At 38.7% G+C, this 22679-nt stretch carries 23 protein-coding genes; all 23 read right to left on the bottom strand.

All coding sequences use genetic code 11. The features are described 5' to 3' along the window. Positions 1-47: 47 nt before the first annotated feature. The gene (gene flgG, locus HNQ85_RS05225) at positions 48-926 is read right to left on the bottom strand and encodes a flagellar basal body rod protein FlgG (protein WP_181536708.1); all 879 of its coding nucleotides are present in this window, start codon (positions 924-926) and stop codon (positions 48-50) included. 41 nt (positions 927-967) lie between these two features. Next, positions 968-1429, bottom strand: coding sequence for a flagellar hook assembly protein FlgD (gene flgD, locus HNQ85_RS05220; RefSeq protein ID WP_181536707.1), 462 nt, complete (start codon positions 1427-1429; stop codon positions 968-970). 12 nt (positions 1430-1441) lie between these two features. Further along, on the bottom strand, positions 1442-2761 hold the full coding sequence (locus HNQ85_RS17900; RefSeq protein ID WP_181536706.1) for a flagellar hook-length control protein FliK: 1320 nt from the start codon (positions 2759-2761) through the stop codon (positions 1442-1444). Positions 2762-2775: 14 nt separating this feature from the next. Continuing rightward, positions 2776-3402, bottom strand: coding sequence for a MotE family protein (locus HNQ85_RS05210; RefSeq protein WP_181536705.1), 627 nt, complete (start codon positions 3400-3402; stop codon positions 2776-2778). An 8-nt stretch (positions 3403-3410) separates the two neighbouring features. Further along, on the bottom strand, positions 3411-3854 hold the full coding sequence (gene fliJ, locus HNQ85_RS05205) for a flagellar export protein FliJ (protein WP_181536703.1): 444 nt from the start codon (positions 3852-3854) through the stop codon (positions 3411-3413). Positions 3855-3861: 7 nt separating this feature from the next. Continuing rightward, positions 3862-5175, bottom strand: a complete 1314-nt coding sequence (gene fliI / locus HNQ85_RS05200; protein ID WP_181536702.1) for a flagellar protein export ATPase FliI — start codon at positions 5173-5175, stop codon at positions 3862-3864. Between the two features lie 4 nt (positions 5176-5179). Continuing rightward, entirely contained in the window at positions 5180-5962 is a 783-nt protein-coding gene (gene fliH / locus HNQ85_RS05195) for a flagellar assembly protein FliH (protein WP_181536701.1), read from the bottom strand. After that, on the bottom strand, positions 5946-6965 hold the full coding sequence (fliG, locus tag HNQ85_RS05190) for a flagellar motor switch protein FliG (RefSeq protein WP_181536700.1): 1020 nt from the start codon (positions 6963-6965) through the stop codon (positions 5946-5948). Before fliG ends, fliH begins: the two co-directional genes overlap by 17 nt. Positions 6966-6976: 11 nt before the next feature. Continuing rightward, the gene (gene fliF, locus HNQ85_RS05185) at positions 6977-8563 is read right to left on the bottom strand and encodes a flagellar basal-body MS-ring/collar protein FliF (protein WP_181536699.1); all 1587 of its coding nucleotides are present in this window, start codon (positions 8561-8563) and stop codon (positions 6977-6979) included. 81 nt (positions 8564-8644) lie between these two features. Next, a complete protein-coding gene (gene fliE, locus HNQ85_RS05180; RefSeq protein ID WP_181536698.1) occupies positions 8645-8944 on the bottom strand; it encodes a flagellar hook-basal body complex protein FliE in 300 nt (99 codons plus the stop codon). A 14-nt stretch (positions 8945-8958) separates the two neighbouring features. Then, entirely contained in the window at positions 8959-9414 is a 456-nt protein-coding gene (gene flgC, locus HNQ85_RS05175; RefSeq protein ID WP_181536697.1) for a flagellar basal body rod protein FlgC, read from the bottom strand. 3 nt (positions 9415-9417) lie between these two features. Further along, complete coding sequence (flgB, locus tag HNQ85_RS05170; protein ID WP_181536696.1) at positions 9418-9810, bottom strand: flagellar basal body rod protein FlgB; 393 nt, start codon at positions 9808-9810, stop codon at positions 9418-9420. A gap of 353 nt (positions 9811-10163) precedes the next feature. Further along, on the bottom strand, positions 10164-10943 hold the full coding sequence (gene codY / locus HNQ85_RS05165; RefSeq protein WP_181536695.1) for a GTP-sensing pleiotropic transcriptional regulator CodY: 780 nt from the start codon (positions 10941-10943) through the stop codon (positions 10164-10166). Positions 10944-10968: 25 nt separating this feature from the next. After that, positions 10969-12366 (bottom strand): HslU--HslV peptidase ATPase subunit, encoded by a 1398-nt coding sequence (gene hslU / locus HNQ85_RS05160; RefSeq protein WP_181536694.1) that lies wholly within the window; start codon positions 12364-12366, stop codon positions 10969-10971. Positions 12367-12387: 21 nt separating this feature from the next. Further along, entirely contained in the window at positions 12388-12930 is a 543-nt protein-coding gene (gene hslV / locus HNQ85_RS05155; protein ID WP_181536693.1) for an ATP-dependent protease subunit HslV, read from the bottom strand. Between the two features lie 33 nt (positions 12931-12963). Next, entirely contained in the window at positions 12964-13866 is a 903-nt protein-coding gene (xerC, locus tag HNQ85_RS05150; protein ID WP_181536692.1) for a tyrosine recombinase XerC, read from the bottom strand. Positions 13867-13931: 65 nt separating this feature from the next. Beyond that, positions 13932-15236, bottom strand: a complete 1305-nt coding sequence (trmFO, locus tag HNQ85_RS05145; protein ID WP_181536691.1) for an FADH(2)-oxidizing methylenetetrahydrofolate--tRNA-(uracil(54)-C(5))-methyltransferase TrmFO — start codon at positions 15234-15236, stop codon at positions 13932-13934. A gap of 63 nt (positions 15237-15299) precedes the next feature. Continuing rightward, the gene (gene topA / locus HNQ85_RS05140) at positions 15300-17375 is read right to left on the bottom strand and encodes a type I DNA topoisomerase (protein ID WP_181536690.1); all 2076 of its coding nucleotides are present in this window, start codon (positions 17373-17375) and stop codon (positions 15300-15302) included. Positions 17376-17479: 104 nt separating this feature from the next. After that, the gene (gene dprA / locus HNQ85_RS05135; protein WP_181536689.1) at positions 17480-18367 is read right to left on the bottom strand and encodes a DNA-processing protein DprA; all 888 of its coding nucleotides are present in this window, start codon (positions 18365-18367) and stop codon (positions 17480-17482) included. Positions 18368-18445: 78 nt separating this feature from the next. Further along, positions 18446-19348, bottom strand: a complete 903-nt coding sequence (gene sucD / locus HNQ85_RS05130) for a succinate--CoA ligase subunit alpha (RefSeq protein ID WP_181536688.1) — start codon at positions 19346-19348, stop codon at positions 18446-18448. Between the two features lie 17 nt (positions 19349-19365). Then, on the bottom strand, positions 19366-20526 hold the full coding sequence (gene sucC, locus HNQ85_RS05125) for an ADP-forming succinate--CoA ligase subunit beta (protein WP_181536687.1): 1161 nt from the start codon (positions 20524-20526) through the stop codon (positions 19366-19368). 153 nt (positions 20527-20679) lie between these two features. Then, positions 20680-20958: an EscU/YscU/HrcU family type III secretion system export apparatus switch protein gene (locus HNQ85_RS05120; protein WP_181536686.1), complete on the bottom strand. Its 279-nt coding sequence runs from the start codon at positions 20956-20958 to the stop codon at positions 20680-20682. Beyond that, a complete protein-coding gene (locus tag HNQ85_RS05115) occupies positions 20955-22676 on the bottom strand; it encodes a hypothetical protein (RefSeq protein WP_181536685.1) in 1722 nt (573 codons plus the stop codon). Before HNQ85_RS05115 ends, HNQ85_RS05120 begins: the two co-directional genes overlap by 4 nt. Positions 22677-22679: the final 3 nt, after the last annotated feature.

Genomic DNA, 22679 nt, shown 5'->3' with positions numbered 1-22679 from the left:
GACCTTGTGGTTTTGAGACAGCCCCGTTCCCTCCTTTACATGAAAGATTAACGTTTTAGATTCACAAGCTCTTCAAGAATTTGGTCAGATGTTGTAATGATACGCGTATTCGCTTGAAACCCGCGCTGTGCGACAATCATTTCCGTAAACTCTTCAGAAAGATCGACATTAGACATTTCAAGCGCACCAGCGACGATGGTACCAGTTCCACCATTACCAGGAGCATTCAACTCCCCTAACTCTACCCCATCCCCATCAACATCAATGGAACCAGAGTTTGCTGTTTGTCTGAATAGATTTTGTCCCACCTTCTCTAATCCTTCATTATTCTTAAATTTTGCAAGATAAATTTTTCCAGCGATAACTAGATTTCCTGTACTATCCACGTAGTTAACAGTTCCATCAGAACCGATGCTAAAGCTTTTAGCGGTTGTAGGAATATTAATTTTACCAACATTTCCTGTAGGTGTATTTGCACCTGGAGGTTGATTATATGGTTCTCCTATTAAATACAAACCATCGGCATTAACAATATCGCCATTTTGATCAAGATAAAAGTTTCCTGCTCTTGTATATACAGGACCGTTGATAGTAGTTCCTGTCACGCCATTCCCCAATACAAAGAATCCATCCCCAGAGATCGCCAAGTCTAACGTACGTCCTGTCGTTTGTAAACTACCTTGTGTATGAACAGTATCAATTGCAGCTAATTGGGTGCCAAGACCTACTTGTTTTGGGTTTACTCCACCACGGTTGGCAGTAGGAGCGCTTGCCCCCGCAATTTGCTGGCTCACTAGATCTTTAAAAATTGTTCTTCCTTTTTTAAATCCATATGTGTTTACATTCGCAATGTTATTACCAATTACATCTAATTTCACTTGAAAGTTTTTCATTCCACCGATACCAGAGTACATTGAGCGAAGCATTGCATTCCTCTCCCTAATTAGTAGATTTTTTTAACCTGTGATTATTGTTTTTCAACAGTTGGCATTTCAACTTTTGTAATAAACTTGCCTAATACTGTTTTTCCATCTTCTAGCTCTAAAATAATTTCGTTATTTTTCTGTACAACTGATTTCACAATGCCGCTTTCAGTTACAGTTTGCTGACTGTCTTCATTTTCTTGAATTTGTTCCCAATAAACTTTCTTCCCTATCATTTCACTGTATCTTAAGACGGCATTTTCGTTTTGCGATTCAATGAACTTTTCCATCATCTTTGCCATGTTTGTCATTTGTTCAAGCGCAGAGAAATTTGCCATTTGTGAAATAAATTCTTTATCTTCTAACGGGTTCAGCGGATCTTGATTTTGTAGTTGAACAAGCAAAATTTTAAGGAAATCATCTTTACCTAAGTTTTGCTCACCTGTTTTTCTTTCAGGTGGTTTATAGTTTGATAATAGTAAACTAGGATCAATTGTATTTGCCATGTTCGAACTCTCCTACGCTCGTAAATTCAGTAATTCTACTGTAAAAGCATCTTTAAAATTCATTTCATCTTCCTGATGTTGATTCGAACCATTATGTTGCTCCTGGCGAGTATGTTGCTGCTCATGCGACTCCCGCTGTTGTTCCCGATAGAATGACTCGTATGTTTGCTGTTGTGTCAATACATCAAACTTTTCAACCGTAATATTTTGCGCTGGGATAGCATGGCGAATTTGATGGATGTTTGCTTCAATTAATTCTTTTGCCGAAGTAGTTGAAGTAATAATTTTCGCCATCAGTTCTCCATTTTCTTGAACCAGTTTAATAGTCAATGAACCTAAATGATCAGGGTGCAGACGGACAATGAGTTGAGATTGTCCATTTCCTAATTGCGTAAATTTGCTTCCTTTCATGATTTCGAATAGTTGTTGAACAAACTGTTGATTGACGATTGATTTTGGAGCCGTTTCATTTAAAGAAATGACCGGCGTTCTCTCTTGTGGAAGAGAAAGAATTGTCATGTTATTACCCGTTAATATTAAGTCGTTTTCTTTCATCTTCCCTATGTTCGTTTCTAACTTATTAGCAGTGAATTCCTGTAAGTGATTTGCTAATTGTTGAACGAATACGTTTTTATTCGTTTGCAGTAAAGGGTTGAGCCATTCACTGGATCCTTGATGAAATGTTAACGGTTTGTTTAATTGGGCCACATGAACATCCTTTGGTAAATCATGCTCTTTGGCGATTGGCAATCCGGCAATTTTTATATGGTTATTTTCATTTAGCTTTTTTACAAAAGCTTGAATGAATGACTCTACACTCGTTTCTTCGATTTGCAAAGACACGTTAAATATTTTTTCTAATTGCTTTTTTAATTTTGTTAAAGTGTCTTGATTCATTTCCGTAAAATCTGTTTGAAAGAGTGACATTAACATGAAAACAGCGTCTTCTGAATCGGAACCTTTGAAGTCACCTATAAGTGTAGAAAGAACCGGCAAATCCGTTTTGAGTTTTTCATTTATACTTTCTACCAAGTTATTCGGTAAGTTATTTATCAAGAGCTCAATCAGTCCATCATTCAACGTTTCTTCATAAAGAAGTTCATCGCTTACTTGAAAATTACTTAACACTTTTTCTTCTGTTATTCCTGGATTTTCTGTTGGCTTTTCTTCTCTATACAAATGCGTTGCCGAATTACTATTATTGATTGCTTGTTCTTGTGAAAGCATTTGTTGAAACACATTTTTTACTTCTGTTTTTTGATCAGCTTTTGTTTTTGTTTGATTGATCGAGTTACTTTTAATCGGCAGTTGTTGATAATATCCGATTCTCACTCTTTCACCCCCCTTCACTGAACTTGATTCGCTTCCGCCTTTTTCGCTAATAAGCTCGTATACTTCGCCGCATTAGCAGGATCCATTTTTTCAAGTATATCTGCTGCCTTTTCACTATTTAGAGATGAAAGAATTGTTACTGCATCGTTATCTGACAATTCCGTAATAATTTGCGCAGCATTTTTGGCTGACATCGATTCATACATTTTTACAATGTCTTTCATCGTTTGCTTTTGTTCTTGTTCTGCCTCAGTTGATTTTTGCTTTGTTTCCATTTCTGCATTCAGGCGCTCAATTTCATTTTTTAAAGAGTCAATTTCTTTCTGTTTATTTTCTAATTCTTGTTCAAGTTTTTTAACTTGCAGAGTCTTCTCCTCGAGTGTTGCTCTTTGTTCGATGAGTCTGTCTTTCAAAATTTGTTCGGAAGTTTTTTGTTCATCTTGGATTAATTGCGAGATTCCAGGAATTTTTTCACCGTATTGTTTGGCTGCATCCAATACGTTTACGCCAGCAACAGTCATAATGACAAGCGTTAACGTAATCGCAAATAACAATGGAATCAAAACGACAAACAAGAACCATAGCAATTTGCTGTAGCTTTTTTCTGATGCTTCATCTTTCTCTAACTCTACATTTTTCATAGTCTCACCTAATTTCCTCGGTTGACAAATTGTTGAATCGAAATTTCATCCATCAACTTGTTTTCTTCGGCTTGCAGCTTTTGTAAAAAAGTTTGAAAATATTTTTCTTTCATTTTTTCGTATTTTTTCACTTCAATATTTAATTCCGCCAACTTCATTTGTTTAAGCTGCATTTGCTGTCTCGCTTGAACAACAAGCTGCTGATAGTGGCTAATTGTTCTCTCTAAGTTCGTAATAAATTGTTGAAAGTAGCGGATTTCCTGTATCGGTAAACCGGCTTGCAGCTTTTGTTGATGCATTTCTTCATAGTCCTCTTTTTGTTTCAAAAAATGGTACAATTTCTTCGCCACTTCTTCAAAGCGTTTTACTGCCTCGTTGTATTCTCCTAATGCTTTATCTTTTTCATTCTCTTTGATAAATAAAATTTTTTCGAATTTAAATTGATAACCCACTTCTTATTCACCCTGAGTTCATTAGTTCAAGAAGCGTTTCAATACTTTCTTCTTTGGAAAATTTCTCATGAATATCTTGTTTTAAAAACGATATAATTTTTGGATAATAGCGAATCGCTTCATCAATTTCTCGAGATGAACCTCTTTTATACGCCCCTATATTAATTAAGTCCTCCGAATTAATATAAGTGGAAAGGAGATCACGCAGTTTTTCTGCCGCAGCGCGATGCTCTTTTGTGACGATATTATTCATGACGCGGCTGACGCTTTTTAGTACGTTAATAGCTGGATATTGTCCCTTGTTTGCTAAAGCACGTTCTAATACAAAGTGGCCATCCAAAATACCACGAACCGTATCAGCAATGGGTTCGTTCATATCGTCACCGTCAACTAAAACGGTATAAAAAGCCGTAATCGTTCCATGCTCATTTGTGCCGGTTCGCTCCAATAGTTTCGGCAATATCGCAAACACTGACGGAGTATATCCTTTCGTTGTCGGTGGTTCGCCTACGGCTAGTCCAACTTCCCGCTGTGCCATGGCAACACGGGTCACTGAGTCCATCATCAGCATGACATTCATACCTTTGTCGCGGAAATACTCAGCAATAGCCGTCGCTGTATACGCACCTTTTATGCGCATTAAAGCAGGTTGATCGGAAGTGGCGACAACAACAATGGAGCGTTTTAAACCTTCCGAACCAAGATCTCGTTCAATAAACTCTCGAACTTCACGGCCACGTTCGCCAATTAAGGCTATTACGTTTAAATCAGCATTTGTATTGCGAGCGATCATGCCCATTAACGTACTTTTACCGACACCTGAACCAGCAAATATCCCAACACGTTGACCTTTGCCTACGGTTAGGAGGCTGTCAATCATGCGTACGCCTACTTCAATCGGCTCATTAATCGGTGGTCTTGCCAGTGGATTCGGTGGAGACTGCTCAATCGATATCGCTGTCAGTCCCTTTGGCAATTTACTTTGATCGAGTGGGTTTCCTAGCGAGTCCAGTACTTTGCCAATTAACTCGACACCGACTTTTACTTGCAGTGGTTTGCCCGTTGCTTCTACCATACATCCAGGCGAAATATCATGAACGGTCGAAAAAGGCATTAATAGCACATTTTCGTCGCGAAATCCGACCACTTCAGCGGCAATTTGTTGTTTTCGTTTTCCGCCAACATGAATGTAACATACATCACCAATTGAGCTTTCCGGTCCTTTTGATTCAATCATGAGTCCGATGACCCTTGTCACTTTACCAAATCGTTTATATGAATCTACCGTTTCAATCTCATGGAAAATGGTTTGCCAATTCAAACGGTTATGCCTCCTCTAATTGCTCAAGCCGCTCACGCAATTTTTCTTTGATTTGCTTAAGTTGTATATCAATACTTGCATCAATACGGCCAAACGGAGATTCAATGATGCAACCATGTTCAGAAAGTTGCGCGTCTGGATAAATAAACAAATCAACCTCTTGATTAAATATTTCTTTAAGTTCGTCTTTTTGACTAATCACTACATCGTAATAGGTCGGATGTACATAAATTTTTACTTCTGAATGTTCACGAACTTCTCTTATCGCCCGTTTTACAAGGGAGACAAAATGTTCATCATTCTCACTTAAATGTACATCTAATATTTTTTCAGCTACTTTTAGACCGATTAAAAAAATTGTTTCATTGGCGGCTTCAATCTGCTGGTAATACTCGTTATGGGCTGATTCTACAATTTGTTTTGCCTGCTCAATTAGCTGATGATACTGTGCTAATCCGTCTTGGTAGCCTTGCTGCAAACCGATTTCATATCCTTCTTTTCTCGCCATTTCAACAAATTGCTGTTTTTCATCTTCCCAATTTTCTTTTTCTTGCGCTATTTGCTGCTGAACAGTCTCATAATAAAGTTGGGCTTCTCTTTTTAGCGTTTCTGCTTCTACTTTTGCATTTTCCAAAATGGTTTGTGCTTGCAACTGTGTCTGTATATCGTTATTTGTCTCAGGCACTTGCTTCGGTGCAGTAAAATAATTTCTAATTTCTATTACCCTTTTATCATTACCAACGTTTCTAGTAAAAGGCGCTTTAATAATTTTAGACAATGATATCATCACCTCCACCTCGAGCTACGACAATTTCACCTGCCTCCTCAAGGCGACGAATGACTGCAACAATGCGGGATTGTGCCTCTTCGACATCGCGAAGACGAACCGGTCCCATAAATTCCATCTCTTCTTTAAAGGTTTCTGCCATGCGTTTAGACATGTTTTTAAACACCACTTCTTTGACTTCATCGCTCGAGACTTTAAGAGCAAGCATTAAGTCTGTATTATCGACATCACGAATAACACGCTGAATCGCACGATTATCAAGCGTAACAATGTCTTCAAAGACAAACATCCGCTTCTTAATTTCTTCTGCAAGCTCTGGGTCTTGAATTTCAAGCGCGTCGAGAATCGTGCGCTCGGTGCTTCGGTCAACACCGTTTAATACTTCGACCACCGCTTCAATACCGCCCGTTTGCGTATAGTCTTGCACGACTGTCGTTGAAAGCTTTCTCTCAAGAATTTGTTCAATCTCGCTAATAATTTCCGGTGACGTTCGATCCATCAGCGCAATTCGCCGAGCAACATCCGCCTGCATTTCTTGAGGCAAAGCTGATAAAATTTGACCAGCCTGCGCTGGATCCAAGTATGACAAAATAAGCGCAATCGTTTGTGGATGTTCGTTTTGAATAAAGTTTAAAATTTGTGCCGGATCAGCCTTCCTCGCAAAATCAAATGGTCTCACCATTAAAGCAGAAGTTAAACGGTTAATAATATTCATCGCTTTTTCACTGCCGAGAGCTTTCTCTAATACTTCTTTTGCGTACGCAATCCCACCTTGTGAAATATAGTCTTGCGCTAAGGCAATTTGGTGAAACTCCTCTAAAACAGCCTCTTTTTCTTGAACTTCTACTTGGCGAACATTCGAAATTTCAAGTGTCAACTTTTCGATTTCTTCTTCGGATAAATGCTTATAAACAGATGCTGACACATCTGGTCCAAGAGAAATGAGGAGGATGGCAGCTTTTTGTTTTCCGGATAGTTCTCCTTTTCTATCTTTTTTTGCCATAATTGTCCCCCCTAATCTTCAGCCAACCATGTTCTTAAAAGCTTCGCAAACTCGTCTGGTTTCTCTTTTGCTAGTTTTTCAAGCTGCTTTCTTCGCAGTGACGCTTCTGTTTCTATTTCTTCATTAATATCAGGAATATTAGGTGCAGCTGGTTGTTCAATGAAATCAGCGAATTCTTCTTCATCTTTCTGGCGTCTGAGACGCAACAGAAGAATGAGTAAACCAATAATAATCGCAAGAAGCACTCCGCCACCGATATATACCCACATCGGAATCGTTGGCTTCTGCTCGTCAAATTTTATCTTACCGTTAAACGGCTGCACAGAGACTACTACCCGATTGTTAATATCCTCATCTGTCAATTGTTCACCAACTTTTTTATCAATCGAAGTACGAACAATAGTACCTAATATTTTTGTGATATCCTCTACCGTTTGCTGCGGCAATGAGTTCGGATTTTTTGGATTTGGCGGTTCAACCATGACTTGAATACCTAAATCCCGAATTTTATACGGACTTTCGATAATTTCCTTCTTGATTCGATTAACCTCATTATTGATTGTTTCTTCAATTCGTTCATAATCACCATTTGCCTCTTCATTAATGGATTGGTAATTTGGTATTTCATTTTCTCCAGTACCATTTACGCCTCCTGGCTGCGCACCTTTACCCGAAAACGTTTCTGTAATACGCTGTACACTGACAGCAATTCCTTCCTTATTTTCCTCATCAACAGGAGTAACGAGATTTTCTTTACGATTTTCTTGAGTGAAATCGATATCCGCAGTGACGGAAACAACCACCTTATCTTGTCCCATCATCGTTCCAAGCATTTGTTGTACTTGACGTTGAATATCTCGTTCAATCTGCTTTTTAATTTCATGTTGTGTAGCAAATGTTGTAGTTGTCGAAAAATTTTCTTTATTTTTCAAATCAAAATACTCAAAAAATTGATTCATAATGACGATATTTTCAGTAGGAAGATTAGGAACACTCTTTGAAACAAGGTGATAAAGTGATTTAATTTGCTGTTCATTAAATTTGTATCCTGGTTTTGTTTTTAAAACAATGGAAGCGGAAGCCTCCTCTTCTTGATCACTAACAAACACACTTGGCTGCGGCAAGTTAATCATCACTTTTGCATCTTCGATTCCGTCAATCTCTTTAATTAAGTTTGCAAGCTCTGTTTGCATCGCTTCTAGCTTTAACACATTAAACTCGTTGTCTGTCATGCCAAAACCAGCATTTTCACCAAAGAATGAATAATCGATATTGCCGCTATTCGGGATTCCTTCTGCTGCTAATTCAACTTTTAACGTATCAACTACTTGTTCAGGCACTTTTATTGTTGTACCATTGTCGGTAATCTCTGATTCTATACCACGTTCATCTAATGTAGCTTTGATTTGCCCCGTTTCTTGCGGAGAAAGATTGGAATAGAGCGGTACAAAGTTCGTTCTCGTTGCAAAAAACGACGCTACTGAAACGATGATAATAAACAGCAGGAACGAACCAATCATCATCATTTTTTGCGATTTGGTCCGTCCGTTCCAAAAAGTCGATATTTTATTTATGTAATCTCTCATTCTCTCATTCATAATATTCCCCCGGTTATTGTGAGATGGACAAATAGCTATAACTAATAACCGTTTTTCATGTCTCGGTCATTTTATTATTTTTTATACTTGCATTCTCATAACCTCTTGATACGCTTCAACCACTTTATTGCGCACTTCAAGAGCTAATTGAAGAGAAATACTTGCCTTTTGTGAAGCAATCATCACTTGATGTAAATCAATGTTTTCACCTTTCACTAACTTTTCTGTCATGATATCAGACTTGACTTGTTCTGTATTTACTTTATCGATTGCCTCTTTCAAAAATCGCGAAAAAGCCTTCCCTGCTTCTGCCGGCTTTACCGATTTAGAAGATGGCTGAATAGCCGTTGAAAACAAATTTCCTTTAACGCTGTCAATCATTATCCACACTCCTTTTATTTTCCTATTTCCAATGCTTTCATTAACATTCCTTTTGTTGCATTAAAAACAGTTACGTTTGCCTCATATGATCTCGTTGCACCGATTAAATCAACCATTTCTTTTAATGGGTCAACATTCGGCAATTGCACATATCCTTCGTTGTTCGCATCTGGATGAGTCGGATCGTATACAAGTTTAAAAGGTGTTTGATCCTCGACAATTTTCGTTACTTTTACACCATTTCCAATTGAAGCGGTGTCCTTATTTATCGCTGCATTTAAGAAAGCAGAAAATCCTCCCTCGTTCGGTTCCGTTACAATCATTTTACGACGATAAGGCTGCCACTTTCCGTCAACCATTTTCGCCCGCGTTGTATCAACATTCGCCATATTCGAGGAGATCACATCCATTCGCAACCGCTGTGCTGTAAGTGCTGAGGCAGTTGTATTAAGACTTTGAAAAATCGACATTTATTACTTTCCTCCTCTTATTACGTTTTTCAATGAGTTAAATTTACTATTTAAGCGTTCAACGAGAGCGTTGTAATAAATTTGGTTTTCCGCTAAATCCGACATTTCTTTATCAATATCGACACTGTTTCCATTATGATTATATACTACATCATTTCTCGTCATCACCGAAAAATAGCTGCTAGTTTTCTTTTTAAATTCAAAATGTTTCGGATGAGTGCGATAGGCTTTTAATGATTGCAGCGCATTGTTTAACTCCGTCTTAAAGTGAACTTGCTTTGCTTTATAATTGGGTGTATCCACATTAGCAATATTATGTGAAATTACTTTTTGTTTCAGCGAAGAATAATCAAGACCTTGCTCGAGAACATTAAATGTATGCGAAAACAGTTTCAAAGAAAATCCCCTCTTTAAAGTATATTTCAACAAATTAAGACTTTTTTTTACAAAAAACGATAAAATATGCACCCGAATCTTATTTTAAAAAATTATACAAATTATGTATACCGGGAAGATAGTACTATTTTTTCATACATATATTTCCATGTTTTTTTTATAGCTGGTCATTATGTGTGTTTCCCTTTTGCGTTAACTAAGAAACATATTTTTCAACAACGATATTCCACTAAAAAAAGAGGCGTACTCAAACAAATAGTCATCCCCTCCGACAAGAAACGTCGTATATCGATACTTCGGAGGTGTCCGACCTTTGTGAGTCCGCCTCTTTTAATTTAAGTTTGTTTTTAATTTTAGTTTGCTTTTAATTTTTCTAATTCAGTTAAAAATTTATCGTTTAACACTTTAATATATGTTCCTTTCATACCAAGAGAGCGCGATTCAATAACACCAGCACTTTCAAGTTTGCGAAGCGCGTTCACAATTACAGAGCGTGTAATGCCGACACGATCAGCAATTTTACTTGCAACTAATAAACCTTCTGTTCCATTTAATTCTTCAAAAATGTGCTCAATCGCTTCAAGTTCGCTATAAGATAAAGAGCTGATAGCCATTTGTACAACCGCTTTGCTTCTTGCCTCTTCCTCGATTTCTTCTGCTTTCTCACGAAGAATTTCCATGCCAACGACAGTTGCTCCGTACTCCGCAAGAATTAAATCATCATCGTTAAATTCAGCATCTAATCTTGATAAAATTAATGTACCAAGACGTTCACCGCCGCCATTAATTGGTACAATTGTTGTCAATCCTGTTTTAAATAAGTCACGATTTTCGACAGGGAACGCTGTATATTCACTGTTAATATCTAAGTTTGGTGATGTTTCAGTAATATTAAATAAATTTTTTGTATACTCTTCAGGGAATTGACGATCTTCAAGCATTTTTTTCATTCGCTCGTTTTCAATCGATTGCTTGATGGCAAATCCAAGCAATTTACCGCGGCGACTAACAACGAAGATGTTCGCCTCGATTACTTCACAAAGTGTTTCAGCCATTTCTTTAAAGTTTACAGGTTTTCCTGCCGCTTTTTGCAACATAGCATTAATTCTTCTCGTTTTTTGTAATAAATTCATGTTTTACATCCTCCTATTCTCATTACTATAAAATGAATTGACTTAAATCTTTGTTTTTTACGATATTACCTAGTTTTTGCTCAACATATTGCGGAGTAATCACTACCTTTTGAAGCGTAATTTCTGGTGCTTCAAACGATAAATCCTCCAGCAATTTTTCCATAATTGTATGAAGGCGTCTAGCACCAATATTATCTGTATTTTGATTGACTTCAAAGGCAACTTCTGCAATCTTACGAATAGCATCGTCTGAAAATTCAAGTTGTATACCTTCTGTTGCTAATAAAGCTGTATATTGTTTAATAAGCGCATTATTCGGCTCAACTAATATTCTTACGAAATCATCGACCGTGAGTTTCGATAATTCTACGCGAATCGGAAAACGTCCTTGCAATTCTGGGATTAAATCAGAAGGCTTTGCCATATGAAAGGCACCAGCAGCAATAAACAAAATATAATCTGTTTTTACAGGACCGTATTTGGTCATCACGGTCGAACCTTCGACAATCGGCAAAATATCACGTTGCACACCTTCACGCGAAACATCGGCCGAAGAAGCACTTTGTCCTTTTCTAGCAATTTTGTCAATCTCATCAATAAAAATGATTCCTGATTGTTCGGCAAGTTGAACCGCTTCTTGCGCTACTTCATCCATGTCAATCAACTTTTGTGCTTCTTCATTCGTTAAAACTTTTCGAGCTTCACTTACTTTCAACTTCCGCTTTTTCCGCTTTTTCGGCATCAAGCTGCTTAATGCATCTTGCATGTTCATACCCATTTGCTCAATGCCTGTTCCTTGCAAAAAGTCAAACATCATCGCTTGCTGTTCTTCTATTTCAATAGTAACCAATTCGTTTTCCAATTCACCATTTGCAAGCTTTACAGCAACTTGTTTTCTTTTCTCTTCAATATATTGATCATCGAAAGAGTTGCTTGTTTCTTGTTGAGTTGACTGTCCTCCGCCAAATAATAATTCAAATGGATTCTTCATTGTCTGTTTTTGCTTGCCTGGAACTAGTAATTCGATAAGTCGCTTATTCGCTTGTTCCTCAGCGCGATCTCTTACTTCATTCATTTTTCTTTCTTTAACAAGACGCACAGATGTTTCAACCAGATCACGCACCATCGATTCGACATCGCGGCCAACATAACCGACTTCTGTAAATTTTGTCGCTTCTACTTTTACAAACGGCGCGCCGACAAGCTTTGCAAGCCTTCTTGCAATTTCTGTTTTACCAACACCTGTCGGCCCAATCATTAAAATATTTTTAGGAACGATTTCATCTCGTAATTTTTCATCAAGCAAACTGCGACGGTAACGGTTTCTTAATGCGATGGCCACCGCCTTTTTCGCATCCTTCTGCCCGACAATAAATTGATCAAGCTTTTCTACAATTTGCCGCGGTGTTAAGTTTTCTTTCATTATTACTCTCCCTCCTCTCTATTACAGTTCTTCTATTATAATGCTGTCATTTGTATATACACATATATTCGCTGCAATTTCTAAGGCTGCTTTAGCGATTTCTTTTGCTGTCAAATGTTCTCCAGCATATTGCTTTAATGCCCGCCCAGCCGCTAAAGCATAGTTACCTCCTGAACCAATCGCTAAAATTCCATCATCTGGTTCGATGACTTCCCCAGTACCAGAAATTAAAAGCAAGTGATTTTCATTCATCACGATAAGCATTGCTTCCAATCTGCGTAATACTTTATCACTGCGCCATTCCTTGGCTAATTCGACAGCCGCGCGTTGTAAGTTACCATTAAATTCTTCGAGCTTACCTTCAAACATTTCAAACAGTGTAAATGCATCTGCAACGGAGCCGGCAAATCCAGCAAGCACTTTACCATGAAATAATTTACGAACTTTTTTCGCTGTATGTTTCATCACAACAGCATTTCCAAATGTTACTTGACCGTCTCCAGCCATCGCGCACTTCCCGTTATGTTGAATCGCAAAGATGGTCGTTGCGTGAAAATTTCCCATTTTTATAAACCTCCTTACAATCGGCGGCTTTTTCTATGCCCGCGGATGTGTATGTAAATAAATATTACGCAAACGATTTTTCGTTACATGAGTATAAACTTGTGTTGATGAAAGATGTGCATGCCCTAATAGCTCTTGAACCGTACGCATATCAGCACCTTCGTTAAGAAGATGAGTTGCAAACGTGTGTCTAAGAACATGTGGGCTAATTTTCTGGGTAATGGCGGCTTTTTCTACCATTTCATTTAAAATGTTGCGCACACCACGAGGGGTTAATGGATTCCCTCGAAAATTTAAAAATAAATATTTGTGACTCGTTTTTGCTTTTTGCAATAGCTGTTCTCTTCCATCATGAATATACCGTTTGAGAGCATCTTTTGCATAACTGCCGAACGGTACATAGCGCTGTTTCTTTCCTTTTCCATGAATAAGAATGGTTGAAACCGAAAAATCGATATCCGTAAGTTGGATTTGGCAACATTCACTTACACGTATTCCGGTCGCATATAAAAGCTCAATCAGCGCTTGATTCCGTTGACCGATGGCTGTATTTAAATCATTGACATGAAATAAACTTTCTAATTCCTCAGAATATAAAAATTTTGGAATTTTTTGCTCTTTTTTTGGCAAAGAAGCGAGCGAAAACGGATTTTCCAATACTTTTTTTTCACGCAACAAAAATTTATAAAAACTTCGCAAACTGGAAATCTTCCTGGCAACTGAACGACTTGCTTGATGTTTCTTATGCAAATCCGTTAAAAACAATCGCACATCACCATACGTCACTTCACTAAAGTCAACGATTGCTTCCCGCTTCATAAATTCAATAAATTCTTCTATGTCACGCTTGTAACACACAATTGTATATTCTGAATAATTTTTTTCTATTTGTAAATATTCAATAAACAAATTTAACGGATTTTTCACATTTTCCATGCGCAACACCTCACAAGGGCTACTAAATAGTAACACAATTTAGTAACCCTTGCAATGAATTTTCATTATTTTTTTATAAAATTCTGAATTGTTTCTAAGGCTCTTTCAGCATACCGTTCATTTTTTTTCTTTTTGTCCTTGATTTTTTCATCAAGCGGAGCAAACAGTCCAAAATTTGCGTTCATCGGTTGAAAATGGTTTGGATTAGCCGATGTAATATAGTGTGCCATACTTCCGATTGCTGTTTCTGGTGGAAAGACGACTAATTCCTTGCCAAGAACCAGATTAGCAGCATTTATTCCAGCAACTAGCCCCGAAGCCGCTGACTCAACATACCCTTCTACGCCAGTCATTTGTCCGGCGAAAAATAAATCTTCACGCTCTTTATATTGGTATGTTGGCCTGAGCAGCTTTGGAGAGTTGATAAATGTATTTCGATGCATCACGCCGTATCGAACAATTTCAGCATTCTCAAGCCCAGGAATAAGACGAATAACTTCTTTTTGCGGCCCCCATTTTAAATGCGTTTGGAAACCAACGATGTTATACAATGTGCCTGCTGCGTCATCTTGGCGAAGTTGTACAACCGCAAAAGGACGTTTCCCCGTCCGTGGATCCTCTAAGCCAACTGGTTTCATCGGGCCAAATAATAACGTTTTTTTACCACGCTGAGCCATCACTTCAATCGGCATGCAACCTTCAAAATAAATTTCTTTTTCAAACTCCTTTAATGGAACCGTTTCCGCAGAAATCAACGCTTCATAAAAGCGATCGAACTCTTCTTCCGTCATCGGACAGTTAATATAGGCTGCCTCTCCTTTATCATAACGGGATTTAAAATATACTTTTTCCATATCAATGCTGTCTTTCTCCACAATCGGAGCTGCGGCATCATAAAAGTACAAATATTCTTCCCCGGTCAGCTCTTTTAATTTATCAGACAAAGCTTTTGACGTTAAAGGTCCTGTCGCAATGACTGTCGGCCCTTCTGGTATGTCTGTTACTTCTTCGTTAATGACCGTCACATTCGGATGGTTTTTAACTAACTGTGTCACTTTTGCAGCAAATTCATGGCGGTCTACAGCAAGCGCTCCTCCTGCTGGAACGGAACATTCATCCGCAGCTTTAATAATAACAGAGTTTAATCTTCGCATTTCCTCTTTTAAAACGCCAACCGCATTTGTTAGCGAATTAGCCCGTAATGAATTACTGCAAACAAGTTCTGCAAATTTATCAGTATGATGGGCTGGTGTTTGTTTAACCGGACGCATTTCATATAAACGCACTTGTACGCCTCGGTTCGCCAGCTGCCATGCTGCTTCACTACCAGCGAGTCCTGCGCCGATTACGTTGACAATTGGTTGAGTCATCTTTATTCCTCCTATTTTGACTAGCTGCACATAAAAGCGGTGAGGACCGTGGGCCGCTCACCGTTATGATTGTGGTTCCTCTTTATAATCACATTCCATACACTGTACTTGTACACCCTTTTTTAATTTCTTTTCAACTAACATGCCTTCACATTTCGGACATGAACGGGCAAGCGGTTTATCCCATGAAACAAAATCGCATTCTGGAAAGCGATCACATCCGTAAAAGACACGTCTTTTTTTGCTGCTCCGTTCAATGATGTTGCCTTCATGACAGCGTGGACATTTTACGCCGATTTCTTTTACGATCGGCTTTGTATGACGGCATTGTGGAAAGTTGGAGCATGCAACAAACTTCCCGAATTTCCCCATTTTATAAACCATCGGACTGCCACATTGTTCGCAGTCAATCCCTGCTGGTTCATCTTTTATTTCTACTTCTCTCATTTCTTTTTCCGCTATTTTGAGCCTCTTTTCAAATTCACGATAAAATTCATCAATGACTTTTACCCATTCCACTTTTCCTTCTTCAATTTCATCAAGGCTTTTCTCCATTTTGGCAGTAAACTCAACATCCAATATTTCCGGGAAAAACTCTAACATCAGTTCTAAAACAATTTCCCCTAGCTCAGTTGGTACAAACCGCTTGTTTTCCAATACAACATAATTTCTTTTTTGAATTGTGTCAAGTGTCGGAGCATACGTTGACGGTCTTCCGATTCCAAGCTCCTCTAAAGTTTTTACTAAACGCGCTTCCGTGTAGCGAGGAGGTGGCTGTGTAAAGTGTTGCTTCTGGATAATGTCTTTGCTAAAAACATTTTCTCCCTCTATTAAATCCGGCAAGAGGCGATCCTGTTCATCATTTTGATCATCTGTTCCTTCTACATATACTTTCATAAAGCCCGGAAATTTGATTTTTGAACCCGTTGCCCGGAAAAGCACCCCTTCATTCACCAGTTCTACACTCATTGTATCAAGAATCGCTGGAGCCATTTGGCTGGCTACAAAACGTTCCCAAATTAGTTTATACAAACGATACTGGTCTCTAGTCAAATATTCTTTGATGGAATTTGGCTCTCTTAACGTTGAAGTAGGACGAATGGCCTCATGAGCATCTTGCGCATTTGTGCTCTTCTTCTCTTTTCTTTTTTCTTGTGAAACGTATTCTTTGCCAAATGTAGATTCAATGTATGCCATCGCTTCTTGTTGTGCCGTTTCCGATATCCGAGTTGAATCCGTTCTCATATACGTAATTAAACCGACCGTTCCTTCGCTTCCAAGATCAATGCCTTCATATAGCTGTTGTGCAAGCATCATCGTTTTCTTTGTCCGAAAATTAAGTTTACGTGCCGCTTCTTGTTGTAACGAAGAAGTAGTAAACGGTGGAACCGGATTTCTTTTTCGCTCTTTCTTTGTTACTGTTTGAACGGTAAAAACGTTCCCTTTCATTCGAGCTAAAATCTCTTGAACGTCCGCCTCTGTTTTTAGTTCGAGCTTTTTTCCGTCAACTCCATAAAAGGAAGCTTCAAATGTTTCATTTCCTTTTAGAAACTCTCCTTGAATCGTCCAATATTCTTCTGGTTTAAATTCCTTAATTTCTTTTTCCCGATCAATAATTAATCTTAAAGCTACCGATTGCACTCGTCCAGCACTTAAGCCTTTTTTGACCTTTTTCCAAAGAAGCGGACTAATATTATAGCCTACTAGCCTGTCAAGTACACGACGAGCTTGTTGTGCATCTACTAAATGCATATTGATTGCCCGCGGATGTTTAAACGATTCTTTAATTGCATCTTTTGTAATTTCATTAAAAACGACACGACAATCGGAATGAATATCTAAATCAAGCATATGTGCTAAATGCCAAGCAATCGCTTCCCCTTCACGGTCAGGGTCAGCAGCAAGAAATACCTTCTTTGCTTTCTTCGCCGCTGTTTTCAAGTCTTTAATGACTGGTCCTTTGCCTCGAATCGTTATATATTTCGGCTCATAATGATTATTTATATCAACGCCCATTTGGCTTTTTGGCAAGTCGCGAACATGTCCCATCGATGCTTTTACCTTATATTTTTTTCCTAAATATCTTTCAATTGTTTTTGCTTTAGCGGGTGACTCTACAATTACTAGATAATCGGACATTCATCTTCCTCCCTTAAGAGGTAAAATTAAAATCTTCATTATTATTAATGATTCTTATCGTATTTGTCAAACAAGTTTATGAAAAATTTTCATGTTTCTTTATTTCAATGAAAAAAATGTCTAAACTCATCGGTAATGTCTTCGGAACATAATACTAGTTTTGCCCCCTGCTGAATCAGTCGGTTCGTCCCTTTTGCCTGCTCTAAAAAGATAGAGCCCGGAACCGCAAATACTTCTCGTCCTTGTTCTAACGCCATCTGAGCAGTAATAAGAGAACCGCTTCGTTCATTTGCTTGGATGATAACCGTCCCAAGCGAAAGACCGCTAATAATACGGTTGCGCAACGGAAATTGCCATTTTTGCGGCTTTATATGTGGCGGATATTCCGAAATAAGAAGATGGTTTTTCATTATTTCATTGGCTAAAGCAAGATTGGTTTTCGGATAAATATGAGATAGTCCACCTGCAATAACAGCAATTGTTTTTCCACCATATTGGATTGCCGTTTGGTGAACAGCCGTATCAATACCTGAAGCAAGTCCACTGACAATAATCCATCCTTTTTGCACTAATGGCCGAACAAGCTCTTGCACTGCTTGTAACCCCTCTCTTGTCGGCGTTCGTGTACCGACAACGCTTATGATTTTATGCAAGTTCAGCCATTCAAGATTTCCTTTTGCATATAAAATCCATGGTGGCTCATATATATGTCTTAATAAGTGTGGATATTCCTTATCAAAAACGGTAACTATATGAATATCTTTTTCCTTATATGTTTTTATCATACTTTGAATGGTGATGGAATGTAAATCTTGGAAAAACAATAAACTTTGTTCTTTTGTAATAGGAAGGTATGCAGAAAGGGTATCATATGGGAGCTCAAAGATGGTTGAAAGCGAGGGGTCAAGTTGAAGTAAACGCGCGATGGATTTCCAACCAATACCTCGGCAATGATGAAGATGAATGAGCCGTTCCCGTACTGTTGAGTGCATCGGATCCCTCTTTCTATGTAGTATGTAAGAAAATAGCCCCGCATGGAAGCGGAAAACTCTCCATGCGGGACTTATTGATTAGTGAGTTTTACATTTTTCGTATAAGCCTTTGTCTTTCAAAACTGCGATTAATGTTTCACCGATGACAGCTGGAGTTTCAGCAACTTTAATTCCGCATTCATTCATTTTCTTAATTTTTTCTGTTGCTGTTCCTTTACCGCCGGAAATGATGGCACCAGCATGTCCCATACGCTTGCCTGGAGGCGCTGTTTGACCGCCGATAAAGCCGACAACAGGTTTTTTCATGTTCGCTTTTACCCATTCTGCCGCTTCTTCTTCAGCAGTTCCACCGATTTCACCAATCATGATAACAGCATATGTTTCTTCGTCTTCGTTAAATGCTTTTAATACGTCAATGAAGTTTGTACCGTTGACAGGGTCTCCGCCGATACCAACAGCTGTTGATTGACCAATACCAGCTTGTGTTAACTGATGAACAGCCTCATATGTTAACGTACCAGAGCGAGACACGATACCAACGTGACCTTTTTTATGAATGTAACCAGGCATGATACCGATTTTGCATTCCTCAGGCGTAATAACACCTGGGCAGTTAGGTCCGATTAAACGTGTTTTCTTACCCTCCATGTAACGTTTTACCTTTACCATATCAAGCACAGGAATGCCCTCTGTAATGCAAACGACAAGATCTAATTCTGCATCGACCGCTTCCATAATCGCATCGGCAGCAAACGGAGCTGGAACGTAAATGACAGACGCATTCGCTCCTGTCGCTTTTACAGCTTCTTCGACTGTGTTAAATACAGGGATACCTTCGACCTCTGTTCCGCCTTTACCAGGTGAAGTTCCGCCAACAATTTTTGTACCGTATTCAAGCATTTGCTTCGCATGGAACAACCCTTGTGAACCTGTAATTCCTTGTACAATTACTTTTGTGTCCTTGTTAATAAAAACGCTCATTTTTCTCCCCCGCCTTCTTATCCTACTAACTCCACGATTTTTTGCGCACCGTCAGCCATTGACTCAGCAGCCGTAATATTTAGTCCAGACTCTTCTAAAATTTTCTTGCCTAATTCAACGTTCGTTCCTTCTAAACGAACAACAAGCGGAAGTTCTAAACCAACTTGTTTTGTCGCTTCAACGATCCCGGTTGCGATTACGTCACATTTCATGATACCGCCAAAAATATTCACAAAGATGCCTTTTACTTTCGGGTCGGAAAGAATGATTTTAAACGCTTCCGTTACTTTTTCCGCTGTCGCGCCGCCACCGACATCTAAGAAGTTTGCTGGCTCTCCGCCGTAATATTTAATAATATCCATCGTTGCCATCGCAAGACCGGCACCATTGACCATGCATCCGATATTTCCATCAAGAGCGATGTAGTTTAAGTCATATTTAGATGCTTCAATTTCTTTTGGATCTTCTTCATCTAAGTCACGGTATTCCAACAATTCTTTATGACGGTATAAGGCATTTGAATCAAAGTTCAGCTTCGCATCAAGCGCCATGACTTTACCGTCTCCTGTGATAACAAGAGGATTAATTTCCGCGATGGAGCAGTCTTTTTCTACAAACACTTGGTATAGCCCCATCATAAATTTAACGGCTTGATTCACTAATTCCTTTGGAATATTGATGTTAAACGCCATACGTCGAGCTTGGAACGCTTGTAAACCAACAGCAGGATCGATGTATTCTTTAAAAATTTTCTCTGGTGTTTTCGCTGCTACTTCCTCGATTTCTGTTCCACCCTCTTCAGAACCCATTAAAACAACGCGGGAAGTGGCACGGTCTACTACTAACCCAATATAGTACTCTTTCTTAATATCGCATCCTTCCTCGATAAGAAGGCGCTTTACTTCTTTTCCTTCAGGACCTGTTTGATGAGTGACAAGCACTTTTCCTAATAATTCACTTGCATATGTACGAACTTCATCTAAACTTTTCGCTACTTTTACCCCTCCGGCCTTTCCGCGTCCACCGGCATGAATTTGCGCTTTTACCACACAAATCTCGCTTCCTAACTCTTTTGCCGCTTCCACTGCTTCTTCAACTGTGAATGCAACGCGGCCATTTGGCACTGCAACCCCATAGCTTCTGAGGATCTCTTTGCCTTGATACTCATGAATATTCATGTCCCATCCTCCTATGTATAAAAATAAAAATACTAGCGCTTTCATTGTATAATGCTACTTTACATATTGTCTACCTTTTCGACAGAAAATTAAAAAATCCTTCAACTCAAAAAAAAATAAGAGGCAGCGCTCTTATTTTGTAAAATTCTATTATTATTTTTTCGCTAACTGCTTTTCCACGCGATAAACAAACGCAAAAACTTCCGCTACAACTTGATATAACTCTTCTGGTATCGTTTCATTAATTTGCAGCTTACTTAACATTTCTACAAGCGATGCATCCTCTTGAATAGGAACTTGATGCTCTTTTGCTGTTTCGATGATTTTTTCAGCGACATATCCTTTTCCTTTCGCTGTGACAATAGGAGCCCCATCTCGGTCAGGACGATACGTCAATGCGATCGCTTGCTTTACTTTTTGTTTTTCATTCATATCCGGTAATCCACTCCTGAATATGTTCCATGTACCAATTGTACAGCTGAAAAGCGAAGAGATGAATCATCACGTTGATTTTGTTTCTCCGCTTGAACCACCTTTACAGCCGATAGTTTATAGCGCAACTTTTCTAAATTTTCTTTTAACATTGGTTGCATAGCTGTGACAAGGGGCTCTAGTCCCATCATTTCTGTCACAATCGAAATGTTTACCACACGATTTTGAATATGAACATCAATAATGGTTTCTTTTAAAAACGGCAGCTGTAAATAAAAGAGAATACGGCAATAGTTTGGATCCATTTGGCCATTTTCTCGCTTCTTCCCGTGCCATTGCACAGTCACATCTGTTAACTGTTCACCCAATCTCAAAGGGATTTGCAAAAAGATATGTTGAATCGGTCCGTGTTCTTGACTGAGCAGTTGCTGAGCTGTAAGACGATAGATGGTCGATTCAACGACCTCCTTTACAATGGAATTAGAAGAAAACTCTTGCAACACCTTTAACAATAGCGGCTTTAACTCGTCAAATGATACATCTTTCATCATTTTGGCCTTGACCGCAGATTGTAAGTCAGCCTCGTACTGCAATCCAAGCGATTGAATAATTTGTTTTATTTCTTTTGCAAGCCTGTCTCCTCCGTTGACACTCCAGTCATCCGTATCGTTCGCCATGATTGCTTCTAGTAACTGATGCTCACTTTTTGATAAATGTTTGTTAAATAGTAATGATTTATAACGTTCTACCAGTTGTACTTCATTTATTTCTTCTGTTTGAAAAAGCGACAATAGAAAGCGAAACTGTCGCTCGTATTGTTCATTATTTTCCAAGCGCATTGCTGTTTGCAGACGGACTACAAATTTCGCTAATTCTTTTTTTACTTCGATGCTGGACATCGGAGAGTGTTTCGCTTCAAAAAGCTGTTTTTCGACTGTTTGTAATAGTTCCATCTCTGTCTTTTCGTGCGGAAGAAGACCAAGTTTTTGGAGAAGCGAAAAGGCTGGCTGTGCATCTGTTTGTTTCGTACTTAGCCAATGTGAAAGCAACGAAAGATTCCATTGTTTTGCTGTTATTTTTGCCTGTCCCTCAAGCAGCATATTTAATTGCTCTAATAGCTTTTGAATCGTTTCTGTTCGCTGAGGCAAACTTTCTAAGACATCTCTTACATGGATGAGCTGCTTATAAAATGGCTGCGAATTTCCTAGTGCTTTCATCGCTTCAAACGTTTCTTTTGTAAATGGCAGATTGTTTTCATAGATTAATTTTATTGCTTGCAAAGCAGCATCGATATGCTCTGTTTTCTCTAGCCATTGTGCTGCTTGGAGAAGATGGTTTTTAATGATTGGGAGATTGTGTTTCAGTAAAAAGCGCAACAAGCGGCCAGCCTTGTCCGACAGACTCCATTTTTTCATCAATTGTTCAGCGGCATGTTTTTCTTTGTTTTTACTATCCAATATCGGTTGCTCGAATTGCTCCAATACTTTTAACGTTAACATTTGATTGTCATACAAGACTTGAAACCAATATTGTTCGTTTGCCGTAAGAGATGTCTCTAGTTTGGCGACAAAGCTATGTCTGCCAACTTGCACAACCGCTGTATTATTTGGGTAAATTTTATTTACTTTTCCATATACAACTTGCTCATGTCGTAATGTACCCTCTTTTGCTCCTTGAAAAGAGTTGTGCGCCAATAATGATTGAATGTTTGGAAGCATCTT

Source organism: [Anoxybacillus] calidus, from assembly GCF_013760845.1.
GTDB lineage: Bacteria > Bacillota > Bacilli > Bacillales > Anoxybacillaceae > Paranoxybacillus > Paranoxybacillus calidus.
This window is presented reverse-complemented; position numbering and strand designations above follow the sequence as displayed.

Excerpts from the sequence above, each read along its gene's own strand:
- flgG (WP_181536708.1), bottom strand. The coding sequence starts at position 926 with ATGCTTCGCTCAATGTACTCTGGTATCGGTGGAATGAAAAACTTTCAA.
- flgD (WP_181536707.1), bottom strand. The coding sequence starts at position 1,429 with ATGGCAAATACAATTGATCCTAGTTTACTATTATCAAACTATAAACCA.
- HNQ85_RS05210 (WP_181536705.1), bottom strand. The coding sequence starts at position 3,402 with ATGAAAAATGTAGAGTTAGAGAAAGATGAAGCATCAGAAAAAAGCTAC.
- fliH (WP_181536701.1), bottom strand. The coding sequence starts at position 5,962 with ATGATATCATTGTCTAAAATTATTAAAGCGCCTTTTACTAGAAACGTT.
- fliG (WP_181536700.1), bottom strand. The coding sequence starts at position 6,965 with ATGGCAAAAAAAGATAGAAAAGGAGAACTATCCGGAAAACAAAAAGCT.
- fliF (WP_181536699.1), bottom strand. The coding sequence starts at position 8,563 with ATGAATGAGAGAATGAGAGATTACATAAATAAAATATCGACTTTTTGG.
- fliE (WP_181536698.1), bottom strand. The coding sequence starts at position 8,944 with ATGATTGACAGCGTTAAAGGAAATTTGTTTTCAACGGCTATTCAGCCA.
- flgC (WP_181536697.1), bottom strand. The coding sequence starts at position 9,414 with ATGTCGATTTTTCAAAGTCTTAATACAACTGCCTCAGCACTTACAGCA.
- codY (WP_181536695.1), bottom strand. The coding sequence starts at position 10,943 with ATGAATTTATTACAAAAAACGAGAAGAATTAATGCTATGTTGCAAAAA.
- hslU (WP_181536694.1), bottom strand. The coding sequence starts at position 12,366 with ATGAAAGAAAACTTAACACCGCGGCAAATTGTAGAAAAGCTTGATCAA.
- hslV (WP_181536693.1), bottom strand. The coding sequence starts at position 12,930 with ATGGGAAATTTTCACGCAACGACCATCTTTGCGATTCAACATAACGGG.
- xerC (WP_181536692.1), bottom strand. The coding sequence starts at position 13,866 with ATGGAAAATGTGAAAAATCCGTTAAATTTGTTTATTGAATATTTACAA.
- trmFO (WP_181536691.1), bottom strand. The coding sequence starts at position 15,236 with ATGACTCAACCAATTGTCAACGTAATCGGCGCAGGACTCGCTGGTAGT.
- topA (WP_181536690.1), bottom strand. The coding sequence starts at position 17,375 with ATGTCCGATTATCTAGTAATTGTAGAGTCACCCGCTAAAGCAAAAACA.
- dprA (WP_181536689.1), bottom strand. The coding sequence starts at position 18,367 with ATGCACTCAACAGTACGGGAACGGCTCATTCATCTTCATCATTGCCGA.
- sucD (WP_181536688.1), bottom strand. The coding sequence starts at position 19,348 with ATGAGCGTTTTTATTAACAAGGACACAAAAGTAATTGTACAAGGAATT.
- sucC (WP_181536687.1), bottom strand. The coding sequence starts at position 20,526 with ATGAATATTCATGAGTATCAAGGCAAAGAGATCCTCAGAAGCTATGGG.
- HNQ85_RS05120 (WP_181536686.1), bottom strand. The coding sequence starts at position 20,958 with ATGAATGAAAAACAAAAAGTAAAGCAAGCGATCGCATTGACGTATCGT.
- HNQ85_RS05115 (WP_181536685.1), bottom strand. The coding sequence starts at position 22,676 with ATGCTTCCAAACATTCAATCATTATTGGCGCACAACTCTTTTCAAGGA.